Source organism: Sulfurimonas sp. NW7 (genome assembly GCF_051132265.1).
Lineage (GTDB): Bacteria > Campylobacterota > Campylobacteria > Campylobacterales > Sulfurimonadaceae > Sulfurimonas > Sulfurimonas hydrogeniphila.
Genome location: NZ_CP093235.1, coordinates 310,115 through 324,344, shown reverse-complemented (window position 1 = coordinate 324,344; position 14,230 = coordinate 310,115). Strand labels below are relative to the sequence as shown.

The window sequence follows — 14,230 nt, the reverse complement described above, 5'->3', positions numbered from 1 at the left end:
AGCCAAAAATCCTTCGTATGAACTATCCAAACTCTATGGGGTCCATATCTATTTCTGCCAAAGCCACTTTAGCTTTTTTTACCGCTTTTATGATATCGGTGCTTTTATCAGCCCGCAAAAGTATCTCAAATCTGTACTTGTTCGCCACTTTTTCTATGGCACATTTTTTTGCACCGACAATTTCCACACCTTTACATGTAAGCAGATTTTCATGCATTTTTCGCATCTGTTCTTGTGCTTTTGCTCCGTTTTTATGGGCAAACAAAATACGACACAGTTTTTTATAAGGCGGGTAAAGTTCTTTTCTGAAAACCTTTTCTTCTTCCAAAAAATCTTCATATTTTTCTATATATGCTTTGAAAAAATCTTCATTGAAAGTCTGCACAATGACCTTTGCATCTTTTGCCCGTCCGCTTCTTCCGGCTACCTGAATCAAAGAAGCAAGCGCTTTTTCCCGCGCACGGTAATCACCCATGTTCAGCATGTTGTCCATACCCAAAACCACAGCCAAAGTGACTCCGTGATAATCATGCCCTTTTGAGAGCATTTGAGTGCCGACAAGAATATCACTCTCTTTGTCGTTAAAACGCTTCAATGCTTTTTTGAGCTTATTCGCGGTTGTGATGACATCTCTGTCAAACTGTTCTATTTTTGTTTCTGGAAAAATTTCACTTAAAATTTTTGCCGCTTCTGCCGTACCGAGTCTAGCACTGGACAAATTCTGACTGTGACACTCCGGACAAACCTGCGGAATTGCCTGCGTAAAATTACAATAGTGGCATTTCAATGCGCGTGAATGCTGATGTACGCTCATACCGACACTGCAAAAGGCACATTTTACAGTATGCCCGCAGTCTTGACACTGCAAATATTTAAAATTGGCACGTGTGGGTAAAAAGACAATGGACTGCTCTTTTTTTTCAATAACTTCTTGCAAATTTTTCAGAATCAAAGGCGAAAGAGTTTCCGCACTTTTTTCATATATAAATTTTTTATCTGCACTGAAATGTCCCCCTTTGAGCCTAAAATGAGGAAATTTCACATACGAGTTCAGTGAGGGTGTCGCACTGCCAAGCACTACGGGAACAGCATAAAGTTTTCCCATATATATGGCCAGATCTCTTGCATTGTATCGCGGTCTTGAAGATGACTTATAACTCTCATCATGCTCTTCATCTACAACAATGAGCCCCAGATTTTTGACAGGCAAAAAAAGAGCTGAACGGGCACCTGCAATGATTTTTGCTTCACCTGCATATATTTTTTCCAGTGCTTTTTTCTTTGCCAATGGGGTGAGTTTTGAATGCCACATCACAAAATCTTCACCAAAATGTTCTTTGAGACGTTTGGACATCTGCGGTGTCAAAGAGATTTCAGGCATTAAAAAGATGGATGTTTTTTCTTCTTGAATCATCTGTTCAAAGTATTTCATATAGACTTCTGTTTTTCCGCTGCCTGTATCGCCGAAAAGAAGGGAGACTTTGTGTTGTTTTAAGAAGGTGAGTGCTTTTTCCTGTTTTGATGAAAGTATAATTTTTGAGGTACTTTTTATGTCCTTATGACGTGCAGCCCAGACTGAAGTCTGGGTTCCGAGGGCTGCGGCCTCAGTTTCATTTGCATCCGAAACCGGTACTTCAGTGCCGGCTTTTATTTTGGCTGCATTTTCTGAACCGTCATCTCGCATGGCCCAGACTGAAGTCTGGGTTCCGAGGGCTGCGGCCTCAGTTTCATTTGCACCTGGAACCACTACTTCAGTGCCGGCTGATTTATGCGGCAATATTAAAGCCAAAGCATCTCCGAGTGAGCAGATATAATAAGAGGCTATAAACTTTGCCAGAATGAGCTGTTTGTCTGAAAAACAAAATGCACTCACTTCCAAAATTTCATGGGTTTTAAAATCAGGCTGTTTACATGTAGCAATAACAACGCCGTTTACTACTCTGTTTCTTACATGTACAGTGACACGGGTGCCGATTTCTATCTCTTGTTCTGAGTGATAGGTAAACTCACCAAGTGGTGAACCTATGAGTGCTATATTGTAGTAATTTATACGCAAATTTAAAAAGATTTATTTACACTATATGATATAGTACTAACTATCAATTTCGATTATTTGTTTTGTTCCGTATATTATTGTAGCTGCAAAAAGAACTGCTACTGCTACAATTGCAATTGTTGCTAAATCCATTTTATAAATCCTTTAATCTTTTTATATTCGAATGAATACTCCGTGATATTATAATAAATAAAGTCAAAAGAGAATTGTTATATTATTGGAAACATACAACCTTGATACACCTGCACCCAGTGTTAATATAATAGCGACTAGAATATTCAAATAACTCTTCAGTGCGCCAATATGCTCTTTTATCTCATCTATTTTAGCCATACTTAATTATACTCGAATTTCGATTAATTATTTAGTCTACAAGTTTATCGCAAATTGTATCTTGACCGGTATTTAAATCAAATCTACCTGTTGTAGGGCTATAGGTAAAGGCACAGTTTTTACCGCCCACTTTATATACATAATGTAAATAAGGTGCAGTATTGTCTGTTGTGCTCCAATGTCCGTCAGTTGTTGCTGCAGTCACTCCATACATCAAAAGTTCTCTGCCTACTGTTCCGTTTCCGTCAAAAAGAGTTGTACTGTTTTGACTCAAACCCGATATATAATCCGGATCGCCTTGAATAATATGTGCCTGTCTGTCTGTAATTATAGCAGAGCGTATAGAGGCAATATCTGCACGTCCTTTGCTTATCTGTGCATCTGTTCTTGTTGCGGCAAACTTGGGAATGGCAATACTTGCCAAGATACCCAACACAACAATGACAAAGACAAGCTCTATCATTGTAAAAGCGTTTTGCAACGAGTGCCCTTGGGCTGCCTGTTTTGATTTTTTCATAAACATATAACCTTTTTTAATAAGTAACAGATGTTCCACGGAGTTTCATAGGGTATTGCGTGGCATCTATTGCACTTTGCAGTGCTGTACAGAGTGTATCACTGCCGGCATTACCAAAAGAGAGTGTTAAATTATCATCATTTGGACCTGTCTGTATCTGTATTGTAGCACAATCATTTACAGAACCCACTTTAAAAACTGCTTTCTTATCTGCTGTAGAAATAGCCGCTTCTCCTGTGTTTTCCAAGGAAGATATGGCATTGGACATTACAGACAAATTGTTTTCAGTTTTTGCTTTACTCATTGCATACGAAGCAATTTCAGATGCCCCTGTCATTATACTCATTGCCATTTTAGAGACTTCAGCATCGCCTCTTGTTGCAGAGAGTTTTGGAATTGCAACAGCTGCCAAAATACCTAAAATAACAATGACGAAAACCAATTCAATCATTGTAAAAGCGCTGTGAAACGAATGTTTCTGAGATTTATTTTTCATCACTATTTATTCCTTGATAATATAAAACAACCGGATTTGTTTATAGTATCATAATTTTTATTATTTTTGTTTTAAAGTAATAATATTGTTATATCAGAGAATTTTTGAAACAAAGAATTTGAGGAAAAATTTTAAAGTTTTTTGCAGGTATTCCCAAGCAAGAACTTGGGAATACCTTAAAGTTATATATTAATATTCGAATCTAGCAAATACTAATATGTTACATTAGAACCGCCAAATGTATGAGTACCATTTAAGTCTTTTTCTCCTGCTAAACTAACAGCACGCGTACAATAAGTGTCAGATGCACCAGAACTTGAAACTGTTAAAGTACCATTTGCATCAGCACTTACAGTAAAACAATTAAGTTGAGAACATGCATTAGAAGATGTATTTATATCTGTTATATTACCATCAGCAGTATATTCACTTCCTGCATCAGAAATACATGTTGCAAGATTTGATACTTCTGTAGAAACTTTTGCATCATCACGCGTTGCTGAAAGTTTTGGAATGGCAACTGCTGCCAAAATACCTAAAATAACGATAACGAAGATCAATTCGATCATTGTAAAACCAGCTCTTTTCATAAGAACTCCTTATATTTTTAAAAATTGGATTACACTGGTAATCTTAGTAAACATTATGGACCTATTTTCATTAAAGTTTGCTTAATCTGATTGTTTTTAATTTAAAAGACGCATGGTCCGCACTAAAGTACGGATTCCGGGAGGGAATGATTTAGGAACCGGTATTTTAATGCCGGCTGATAAAATATTTGGAATAAAAGTTGCTTATTATCTGTTATTACATGTAAACAAGGAGTCATTGATGAGCATTGAAATTTCCAAAACCCATTCTCTTTTAACGAAAGCGATGGACTATCGTGTTGCACGTCAGGATATGATAGCATCAAACATTGCCAATGCGGACACGCCTTATTACAAACCGAGAGATATCAGTTTTGAAGATGCTTTGATTGCACAAAAAAATGCCCTGTATCAGGATAATGCACATCAGTTGAAAATGGCTCGTACCAATGCCAATCATTTGGCGCCAAAAGAAGAGACAAGCGATCTCAAACCCACACTCTTTTTCAGAGACGGGCATATGGCTCGCAATGACGGCAACTCTGTCGATATAGATGTGGAAACAACCGAAATGAGCAAGAACTCCATTATGTTTAATGCCATTGTCATGGCAGCCAAAAAAGATGCAGGCATTTTCAAAAGTGTCATAGATGCTTCTGCAAAAGTAAATTAAGGATAATTTTTGAGTAATTTTTTAAACAGTTTTGATAAGCGCATACATAAAAGGAAGAACCATGAGTAACTTTCTCAACAGTTTTGATATCAGCGGATACGGACTCTCAGCCCAAAGAGTCCGTGTCAATGTCATTTCAAGCAATATAGCCAATGCCCAGACAACAAGAACAGAAGAAGGCGGACCCTATCGTCGCAAAGAGGTTGTTTTTAAAGCAGTAAACTTTAACGATGTATACAACAAAGCCCTGGGTGAGACTGCACAAAGTGCCAAATATCAAGACCCTTTGAATGAAGGGCAATTTGGACAAAAGGTAAATCCTGCTATAATGAGTGTAGTAGTTGACAAAATTGTAAGAGACGACAGCAAACCTCTTATGAAATTTGAGCCAAACAACCCGGATGCAGATGCAAACGGATATGTGGCATATCCAAATATTAATCCTGTTGTGGAAATGTCCGATTTGGTAGAGGCAACACGCTCCTACCAGGCAAATGTTGCGGCATTTCAAAGTGCAAAGGATATGGCAAACGCTGCCATATCACTGTTACAGTAAAAAAGGAAGTGAAAGATTATGAACAACATTAATAATATTTCCGGTGCTTCAACAGCAGACCTTTTAAAACAAAAAGGCAGTACTGAAAAAACCGGTGGTGAAGCTTTTGCTCAGCAGTTAAAATCAGCCCTCAATGAGGTTAATGAGATTCAAAAAGAGAGCGAAGAAGCTATAGCCGATTTGGCAACAGGCCAGGTAAAAGATCTCCATCAGGCAGCTCTTGCAATCGGCAAAGCAGAAACAAGTATGAAACTTATGTTAGAGATTCGAAACAAAGCATTAAATGCCTACAAAGAGATTGGCAGAACACAATTATAATCTGCCTCTGCACATAATAACTTCATGCTAAACCGTAACAAAAGTAAAAAAATATTCCTTCTTTATGTCCTTATTTCTCTTGCTTTTGCGGTTTTTTTAAGCGTTATGCTTCTCACTGCCACAAAATCACGCCGTATGCCCTCTTTGTATGCAACAGAAAGCTCAAAAGCACAGCGTGGCAGTATCATCAGTGCAGACGGTTTTCACATAGCTACAACAAAAAAACTCTATAAAGCAGTTGTCAATACCAGATACATCGACCCTGATAAAAAAGAGTTGTTTGTCAAGCTTTTCAGTATTTACTCAGGTATGACACCAAAGGCCATTGAAAAAAGACTCTCCAAACGCAAAGGTGTTGTCGTTTTGAGTTATAATGTGCCACAAATAAAAGCACATTATCTCAAAACACTCGCGAGAGAACTGCGACGCTTTAAAGTATTTTTAGAGTTAAAAAACCCGGCAACAGGACTTCGTTCTGTGCATGGGCTCAGCATACTTGAGAGCGGGGAAAGCCGGGAGTATCCTTATGGAACCCTGCTTACTCCTGTTATAGGCTATCCGCATAAAATAGAAGAAGACGGATATACCTCCATCAAAGGAGTCAAAGGACTTGAAAAAAGATTTGACAACGAACTCTCACCCAGACAGGACGGCTACAGCAGAGGCAAACGTGATGTAAACAGCTACATTATTTTAAATAAAGAGAGCTTTACCAAACCAAAAATAAACGGGCTTGACATTAAACTGACCATTCCGGTTTCTTTTCAAATACGCATAGAAAAGATGCTTGACAGTATGAAAAAAGAACTCCGTGCAAAAGAGGTTATGATTGCTATTATGGACTCCAAAACAGGTGATGTCTATGCTATAGCCAGTTCCAACAGATATTTGCCAAAAAAGATTAAACGCAGGGACTATCCCTCTCTAAACAGTTCTATGATAGAGTACAGTTTTGAGCCGGGAAGTGTTCTGAAACCTATCACTTTTGCCCTGCTCCTGGAACACAAACTTGTGAATCCCTATGATTTGGTAAACGGACATAACGGACGCTTTAAAATAGGGAGAAAAGTTATTACTGACGAGCACAGATTTGACTGGCTTTCGGCTGAGAATGTTATAGTCTACTCTTCAAATATCGGTATAGCCCAACTGGCACAAAGACTCTCCGGGTATGACTTTTATCAAGGGCTGAAAAAATTTGGCTTTGCAAGCAAATCCACACCTGATTTGATTTATGAAAAAAAAGGCTCTGTTCCAAGTGCCAAACGGCTTGAAAATGAAATATACAAAGCCACCTGTGCCTATGGTTACGGCATCCGTGCAAATCTTATGCAACTCCTCCGTGCCTACAGTGCTTTTAACAATAACGGGCGTATGGTAAAACCTAAACTTGTCAAAAGTTTTATAGATGAACACGGCACTGTAAAAGAACTCGGTTATGAGGAGAGTGTGCAGGTTATAAAAAGTGCAACTGCCAAAAGAATGAATAAAATTTTACTCAAAACAGTAAATGAAGGCACCGGGAAAAAAGCCATCACAAAAGGATTGCAAATCGGTGGAAAAACAGGAACTGCGCACATTGTTGAAAAAGGGCAGTATGTAAGGAAATACAACACCGCTTTTATGGGATTCGCCAATGACAAAAAGCACAAATACACTATAGGTGTTATTGTTATACAGCCTAAAAAAAGCCAGTTTGCAGCCCAAACTGCTGTTCCTGTCTTTAAAAAAGCGGTTGATATTATGATAGAAGAGGGTTATTTAGAGCCAAATATTGTCAAGTAGCCTTGTTTCACCTACAATCGCCTCCACAAGAATAACAGTATTTCCGATTTCTACTTTCTTTATTACTTCAAAGTCACGATTAAGTACTTCTACATATTTTACTTCCAAAGGAGACAAGATAGCGTGCATCTCCTCTTTAATTTTTACTGTATCCAAAATATTTTTACTGATTAGCTTTGAAGCTGCATATAATGACTTTGGAATTTTTAAGGCTTCTTCCCTTTGTGCTTTTGAAAGATATACATTTCTGCTGCTGAGTGCCAGTCCATCATTATCGCGAACGATATCTACAGGAACAATTTCAACATCCATGAAAAACTGTTTTACCATAAGACTGATGAGATTAAGTTGTTGTGCATCTTTTTTTCCAAAGTAGGCTCTTGTCGGGGAGACAATATTGAGCAGTTTCATAACAACTCTCAAAACACCGCTGAAATGCCCCGGTCTTGTTGCCCCTTCTAAAACATATCCACGTACATTAGGCGCACAGATTTTCACTTCATCCTTACTGTATATATCTGAAGCAGTTGGGAAAAAAAGGATATCTACGCCTGCCAATTCACATATTTTCTTATCGGCATCATCTTTTTTCGGATATTTGTCTAAATCTTCACCTGCCAAAAACTGTGCAGGATTGACAAAGACAGAAACTACCACTGTTTCATTCTCTTGTCTTGCGCGTTTTATCAAAGCAATATGCCCTTCATGCAAAGCACCCATGGTAGGCACAAAACCTACGGTTTTATTTTCATCTTTTAAGTATTGTTTTAATGCCAAAGGATTTGATATAATCTTCATTTTAAGCCCTGATATAATATAATCGCAATTATAACAAATTTAATGCCCCTAAGTGATGGAATATGGATAACTACGAATACACAGAACTTTTAAAAAATATTGATGCAAAAATGAAAAACATTACCGAGGTTGTCGAACCGGAAAAAATCCACAAGAGACTCAAAGAGATTGAGACTATGGAAAATGACCAGGATTTTTGGAACGATGCTGCTTATGCCGCAAAAATACAAAAAGAAAAAACTCAGCTTCAAAGAAAACTTGACAAATACAATACTGCCAAAAATGCTGTTGATGACGCAAAAGAACTTTATGAAATGGCTAAAGAAGAGAATGATACAGAATCACTCGAAGCACTTTACGAAGATGCGCCAAATTTGGAAAAACAGATTCGTGATATGGAAATCGAAGTCCTGCTAAGCGGTGAAACCGATGCCAACAATGCCATTCTCTCTATTCATCCCGGTGCAGGAGGAACAGAGTCCCAGGACTGGGCGGAGATGCTGCTGCGAATGTATAAACGCTGGGCAGAGCGGCGCGGCTTCAAAGTAGAAGTTTTGGATTACCAGGCAGGAGATGAAGCAGGCATCAAAGATGTCTCCATACTTATAAAGGGGGAGAATGCCTATGGGTATCTCAAGGTTGAAAACGGTATTCACAGACTTGTAAGAATTTCACCGTTTGATTCCAATGCCAAACGTCATACCTCTTTTGCCTCTGTTATGGTCTCTCCCGAAATTGATGATGATATAGACATTACCATAGAAGACAAAGACATACGCATTGACACCTACCGCTCAAGCGGTGCAGGCGGACAGCATGTTAACAAAACCGAATCTGCCATACGCCTAACCCATATCGCCACAGGTGTTGTCGTACAGTGCCAAAATGACAGAAGCCAGCACAAAAACAAAGCAACAGCCATGAAAATGCTCAAATCCCGCCTCTATGAATTAGAACTTGAAGAACAAAAAGCAAAAGAAGCAGGTATCGCCAAAAGTGAAATAGGCTGGGGGCATCAGATACGCTCCTATGTTATGCAGCCTTACCAGCAAATCAAAGACACAAGAAGCAATGAAGCCTACTCTAATGTCTCTGGTATCCTGGACGGAGATATTGATACAATGATTGAGGGTGTTTTAATAGCTATGAACCGTACTTAGTCTTGCTCTTTTTTTATAAAACTGTAGCCTAGAAACAATACTCCAAGCAGCATTGCAAAAATCGTAAGATACTTTTTTTGCTGTTGCTGTGCACTTACTAAAGACTCCCTGAACGTGGCTATGTCCGGTTTAGCTTTTTTTACACCTGGCAGATGCCCTGAAACACTGGCTTCAATTCTTGCAACATTGGCTGCAGCTACCTCATTTGCACTCATTGCGATTTTGGGTGTCGTCCAAAAATGTACTGCAAAACCGATAAAAAACATGAATATGCCAACTGACCTTAAAATAACAATCTTATGTTTTAAAAAAAATTCCATCTTCTCTCTTTTTCTTTTGCTGTTTCTAAAGCAAATTATGTCAAAATCCCGGTATGAATCTACTTAAAGAATTTTTACTTGATGATACGTGCTCCTATCTGAGCGGCAAAAAACAAACTACACACTATAAAGTGATCAACAACTGTGACTCCAAATCTTGTGAAGCCCTGATTGAACGAGGATACCGTCGTTTTGGAAAAATGTACTTTAGACCCATATGCACTACATGTACAGAATGCCAGAGTATTAAAATTGATGTAGAAAACTATGCATTCGGCAAATCTGCAAAAAGAGTTATCAAAAAATCCAAAGATATTACTTCTTACATACAGGTACCGAGTGTAACCCAGGAGCACCTTGAACTGTTTGAAAAGTACCATCTTTATATGCATGATAAAAAAGGGTGGGACTACTCTGCGACAACTGCACAGCACTACTATAACTCTTTTGTCACAGGCCATGCTGACTTTGGTTATGAAGTACTGTATTATGATCAGCAAAAGCTTATTGCAGTAGATTTGATAGATATTCTTGAAAACGGAATATCATCAATCTATTTTTATTATGATCCGGATTATGCCCAGTACTCCTTAGGTAAACTTTCCCTGTATAATCAGATAAAATATGCTAAAAATACAAACAAAAAATGGATATATTTGGGGTACTATGTAGAAGGATGCCCTTCTCTTTCTTATAAAGCCCAGTATACTCCTTACCTCACGCTTCAAGGCAGACCGCACGAACACGAAAAATTTATATGGTCTTAGAGAGCTCTTTTTTTTGTTCTTCTCTAATTTGTAACTTTTTCTTTTGTACTTCTTTGTTAAGTTGCTCTTCCAGTTTTTGCTGTTCGAGTTTGTCTTTTTTTCTGATTCTTTGAATTTTTTCCAATTCTCGTTCTTTTTTTCGTTGCAGCAGGCTTTTTTTACGCTCTTTTTTTGCCTGTAGTTTTTTATCTTCATCCAAATATTTTTGTATTATTCCTGTTGTATTGACATCATCAGAATGTGCAAAATAGTAATCGAGTATCTTGCTTTTACTTCTTTTTTCATCAATCAGTCCGCTGTTTGCCAGTTTTGTGAAAAGTTTTGAATTTTCATTTTCGATTGCCAAATCCAAATTTCTTTTGACAGAGCGTACAAAAAAATCATTTGTTCGTGAAAGTTCTCTTAATCTGTTTAGATAACGCATCTTGTCTTTAACCGCTCCCTCATCCAATGAAAAACCCTCTTTTTTCAACTTTTTGACAGCAGTAGCATACTCTTGTATTTTCTTTTCGTACGGTGCGTACTCATCTATATTTGCAAGCTTTTGAATTTTATCTACATTATTGTAAACAATATCACCAAGCGCAGAAAAAGCTTTTGGATTTTGTGCCGCAAGCAGTGTAGCGAGTATAAGTAAAAGTAGTATTTTATGCATTCAAATCAGCCTGAAAAATTTTTACCATTATAACAGAATTTTATTTTTAAAAGAAGAAAGACTCCTCTCTCGTTAAAGAGAGAAGAAAGGAGTGTTTGTAACGAAAATACTATCCGTTACGTTTTTTCTGAATCTCTTCAGCTATATTTCTTGGAACTTCTTCATAATGATCAAATTCCATTGCATATGTTGCACGTCCCTGGGTTGCAGAACGAAGGTCGGTTGAGTAACCGAACATTTCGGCAAGTGGAACAAAAGCATCAATAATTTTGTTACCGGCACGGTCACTCATATTGTTTACCTGTCCGCGTCTACGGTTCAAGTCACCGATAACATCACCCATATACTCTTCAGGAACTTCAACTTCAACTTTCATCATCGGCTCAAGTATAGCAGCATCTGCTTTACGACAGGCTTCTTTAAATCCCATTGAAGCAGCGAGTTTAAACGCCATTTCATTTGAATCCACATCATGGTAAGAACCGTCATACAGTGTAACATCAATATCTTCCATAGGATAACCCGCAAGAACACCTGCCTGCATCGCTTCTTCACAACCTTTTTCAACAGCAGGAATATATTCTCTTGGAACAGTTCCCCCTTTGATTTCGTTGTGAAATACAAAACCAGAATCAGGCTCACCCGGCTTCACTTTCAAGAATACATGACCAAACTGACCACGACCGCCAGACTGTTTTGCATACTTGTATTCCTGGTTGACTTCTTTCTTGATTGTTTCACGGTAAGAAACCTGCGGAGCACCGACTTCTGCTTCAACTTTGAATTCACGTTTCATTCTGTCAACAAGAATTTCAAGGTGTAACTCACCCATTCCTGAAATAATAGTCTGACCTGTTTCATCATCAGTGTGTACTCTGAAAGACGGATCTTCAGCAGCAAGTTTACCAAGGGCTATACCCATTTTTTCCTGGTCAGCTTTTGTTTTTGGCTCAACCGCAACAGAGATAACCGGCTCAGGGAAGTCCATTCTTTCCAGTACAACTTTCTCAGCAGGATCACATAAAGTATCACCGGTAGTTGTTGATTTTAGTCCGACAACGGCACCGATTTCACCGGCATATATCTCTTTGATCTCTTCACGCTTGATAGCATGCATTTTCAAGATACGGCCGATACGCTCTTTTTTGTCTTTTGTCGTGTTGTGTACGTACGAGCCTGATTCTAAAGAACCGCGGTATACACGGATAAATGTAAGAACACCCACAAACGGGTCAGTCATAATTTTGAAAGCAAGTGAAGCAAAAGGGCCGTCATCAGTTGATTCAACAACAACTTCTTTTTCTTCATCATCCATCATAGTACCCATGATTGGCGGTGCTTCAACCGGTGAAGGAAGATAGTCAACAACAGCGTCAAGCAGAGTCTGAACACCTTTGTTTTTAAATGCAGTACCCGGAGTCATCGGAACAACAGCCATGCCGATTGTTGCAGATTTGATAGCCGCTTTGATCTCTTCTTCAGAAATTTCTTCGCCTTCAAGGAATTTTTCAGCAAAATCATCATTGCCTTCAACTTCAGCTAAAGTCTCAAGCATTTTTTCTCTGTATTCGTCTGCAATTTCCTGTAACTCAGGACGAATATCCTGTACATGGTAGTTTGAACCCATCGCAGCATCTTCATCCCAGACAATCTCTTTCATTTTAACTAAATCAACAACACCTTCAAACTTGTCTTCAGCACCGATAGGCAGCTGAAAAGGCATAGGATTCCCTTTAAGACGATCACGAATCTGACGCTCAACTTCATAAAAGTCTGCACCTGTTCTGTCCATTTTGTTTACAAAAACGATAGACGGAACTTTATAACGGTTACGTTGTCTCCAAACTGTTTCTGATTGTGGTTGTACCCCACCAACAGCACAGAATACTGAAACAGCACCGTCAAGTACACGCATAGAACGCTCAACTTCAATAGTAAAGTCAACGTGGCCCGGAGTATCGATAATATTTATCTGTTTTCCGTTCCACTCACAGGTAGTCGCAGCAGAAGTAATCGTAATACCACGCTCCTGCTCTTGTTCCATCCAGTCCATAGTAGCAGCCCCGTCATGGACCTCACCGATTTTATGCTCAACACCAGTATAGAAAAGAATTCTTTCTGTTGTTGTCGTTTTACCCGCATCAATATGTGCAGCAATACCGATGTTTCTTACATCTTCTAATTTATGACTTCTTGGCATATGTTATCCTGTTACCATCTGTAATGAGCAAATGCTTTATTAGCTTCTGCCATTTTATATGTATCTTCTTTTTTCTTAAATGCTGAACCTTTGTCTGATGCAGCATCCATGAATTCATTTGCCAATCTCTCAGCCATTGTTCTTTCATTACGTTTACGAGCTGCATCAACCAACCATCTGATTGCAAGAGACTGCTGACGCACCGGGCGTACTTCTACTGGAACTTGATAAGTAGCACCACCGACACGGCGACTTTTAACCTCTATAATAGGTTTGATATTCTCAATAGCTTCATTAAATGTGTCTATTCCTGATTTTTCTCCACGAGAGCTAATGATGTCCATTGCACTGTAGATGATTTTTTCAGCTGTAGATTTTTTACCATCTAACATGATTTTGTTAATAAATTTCGTTAAAATTTTGCTTCCATAAACAGGATCTGGCATAATTTCACGAACGGGAGCTTTTCTTCTTCTCATTTGTAATTTTCCTTACTTCAATTTGTATTCTTCAAATTTACTCAAAATTAATCACTAAAGATTAATCCTGTAGCTATTGAATTTATATATTAAAAAAATAATCTCAGATTATTTTTTCGGTTTCTTAGTTCCGTATTTAGAACGGGCAACCATACGGTTAGCAACACCGGCAGTATCAAGTGCACCACGAACGATGTGATACTTCACACCAGGTAAATCTTTAATACGACCACCACGTACAAGTACGATAGAGTGTTCTTGAAGGTTGTGACCTTCACCACCGATATATGAGATAACTTCAAAACCGGAAGTCAGTCTGACTTTCGCAACTTTTCTTAAAGCCGAGTTAGGTTTTTTAGGTGTAGTTGTGTAAACACGTGTACATACACCACGACGCTGTGGACATGAGTCAAGAGCAGGTGATTTTGATTTTTTAATCACACGTTTACGCTCTTTACGAATCAATTGATTGATTGTAGGCATACAATTCCTTTTTACTTAATTTTTTTCCAGTAGAATAAAATTCT

General features: G+C 38.4%; 16 protein-coding genes. 6 read left to right on the top strand and 10 right to left on the bottom strand.

Annotation, left to right across the window (positions count from 1 at the left end; genetic code table 11):
- Positions 1–22 precede the first annotated feature (22 nt).
- The 4 genes from MLC35_RS01760 to MLC35_RS01745 all read right to left on the bottom strand — a co-directional run bounded on the left by MLC35_RS01760 (position 23) and on the right by MLC35_RS01745 (position 3,992).
- The gene (locus MLC35_RS01760) at positions 23–2,056 is read right to left on the bottom strand and encodes a primosomal protein N' (RefSeq protein WP_434637512.1); all 2,034 of its coding nucleotides are present in this window, start codon (positions 2,054–2,056) and stop codon (positions 23–25) included.
- Positions 2,057–2,420: 364 nt separating this feature from the next.
- Positions 2,421–2,906, bottom strand: a complete 486-nt coding sequence (locus MLC35_RS01755; protein ID WP_434637510.1) for a type II secretion system protein — start codon at positions 2,904–2,906, stop codon at positions 2,421–2,423.
- Between the two features lie 16 nt (positions 2,907–2,922).
- A complete protein-coding gene (locus tag MLC35_RS01750) occupies positions 2,923–3,402 on the bottom strand; it encodes a type II secretion system protein (RefSeq protein ID WP_434638330.1) in 480 nt (159 codons plus the stop codon).
- 212 nt (positions 3,403–3,614) lie between these two features.
- The gene (locus MLC35_RS01745) at positions 3,615–3,992 is read right to left on the bottom strand and encodes a type II secretion system protein (protein WP_434580990.1); all 378 of its coding nucleotides are present in this window, start codon (positions 3,990–3,992) and stop codon (positions 3,615–3,617) included.
- 241 nt (positions 3,993–4,233) lie between these two features.
- On the opposite strand from MLC35_RS01745, the gene flgB reads away from it, so the two are divergent.
- The 4 genes from flgB (at position 4,234) to MLC35_RS01725 (ending at position 7,324) form a co-directional block, all read left to right on the top strand.
- Positions 4,234–4,665 (top strand): flagellar basal body rod protein FlgB, encoded by a 432-nt coding sequence (gene flgB / locus MLC35_RS01740; protein WP_434638328.1) that lies wholly within the window; start codon positions 4,234–4,236, stop codon positions 4,663–4,665.
- 61 nt (positions 4,666–4,726) lie between these two features.
- On the top strand, positions 4,727–5,221 hold the full coding sequence (gene flgC, locus MLC35_RS01735) for a flagellar basal body rod protein FlgC (protein ID WP_193151109.1): 495 nt from the start codon (positions 4,727–4,729) through the stop codon (positions 5,219–5,221).
- A gap of 18 nt (positions 5,222–5,239) precedes the next feature.
- On the top strand, positions 5,240–5,539 hold the full coding sequence (gene fliE / locus MLC35_RS01730) for a flagellar hook-basal body complex protein FliE (RefSeq protein WP_151901138.1): 300 nt from the start codon (positions 5,240–5,242) through the stop codon (positions 5,537–5,539).
- A gap of 24 nt (positions 5,540–5,563) precedes the next feature.
- Entirely contained in the window at positions 5,564–7,324 is a 1,761-nt protein-coding gene (locus MLC35_RS01725) for a peptidoglycan D,D-transpeptidase FtsI family protein (RefSeq protein WP_434637508.1), read from the top strand.
- Here the strand turns inward: MLC35_RS01725 and panC are convergent.
- The gene (panC, locus tag MLC35_RS01720; RefSeq protein ID WP_434637505.1) at positions 7,301–8,122 is read right to left on the bottom strand and encodes a pantoate--beta-alanine ligase; all 822 of its coding nucleotides are present in this window, start codon (positions 8,120–8,122) and stop codon (positions 7,301–7,303) included. The genes MLC35_RS01725 and panC overlap by 24 nt on opposite strands.
- A gap of 62 nt (positions 8,123–8,184) precedes the next feature.
- Between panC and prfB the strand changes: the two genes are divergently transcribed.
- Positions 8,185–9,282, top strand: a complete 1,098-nt coding sequence (gene prfB / locus MLC35_RS01715) for a peptide chain release factor 2 (protein ID WP_346389251.1) — start codon at positions 8,185–8,187, stop codon at positions 9,280–9,282.
- Here prfB and MLC35_RS01710 read toward each other — a convergent pair.
- Complete coding sequence (locus MLC35_RS01710; RefSeq protein ID WP_434637503.1) at positions 9,279–9,602, bottom strand: hypothetical protein; 324 nt, start codon at positions 9,600–9,602, stop codon at positions 9,279–9,281. The two genes, prfB and MLC35_RS01710, sit on opposite strands and share 4 nt — an antisense overlap.
- Positions 9,603–9,655: 53 nt before the next feature.
- On the opposite strand from MLC35_RS01710, the gene MLC35_RS01705 reads away from it, so the two are divergent.
- On the top strand, positions 9,656–10,369 hold the full coding sequence (locus MLC35_RS01705) for an arginyltransferase (RefSeq protein ID WP_434637501.1): 714 nt from the start codon (positions 9,656–9,658) through the stop codon (positions 10,367–10,369).
- Here the strand turns inward: MLC35_RS01705 and MLC35_RS01700 are convergent.
- The 4 genes from MLC35_RS01700 to rpsL all read right to left on the bottom strand — a co-directional run bounded on the left by MLC35_RS01700 (position 10,356) and on the right by rpsL (position 14,186).
- Positions 10,356–11,024 carry a hypothetical protein gene (locus tag MLC35_RS01700; protein WP_434637499.1) on the bottom strand — a complete coding sequence of 223 codons (669 nt, stop codon included), beginning with the start codon at positions 11,022–11,024 and terminating at the stop codon, positions 10,356–10,358. The genes MLC35_RS01705 and MLC35_RS01700 overlap by 14 nt on opposite strands.
- Positions 11,025–11,133: 109 nt before the next feature.
- A complete protein-coding gene (gene fusA / locus MLC35_RS01695; RefSeq protein WP_151901145.1) occupies positions 11,134–13,224 on the bottom strand; it encodes an elongation factor G in 2,091 nt (696 codons plus the stop codon).
- A gap of 11 nt (positions 13,225–13,235) precedes the next feature.
- Positions 13,236–13,703, bottom strand: a complete 468-nt coding sequence (rpsG, locus tag MLC35_RS01690) for a 30S ribosomal protein S7 (protein ID WP_226067598.1) — start codon at positions 13,701–13,703, stop codon at positions 13,236–13,238.
- 108 nt (positions 13,704–13,811) lie between these two features.
- A complete protein-coding gene (gene rpsL, locus MLC35_RS01685) occupies positions 13,812–14,186 on the bottom strand; it encodes a 30S ribosomal protein S12 (RefSeq protein WP_151901147.1) in 375 nt (124 codons plus the stop codon).
- Between the last annotated feature and the right edge of the window lie 44 nt (positions 14,187–14,230).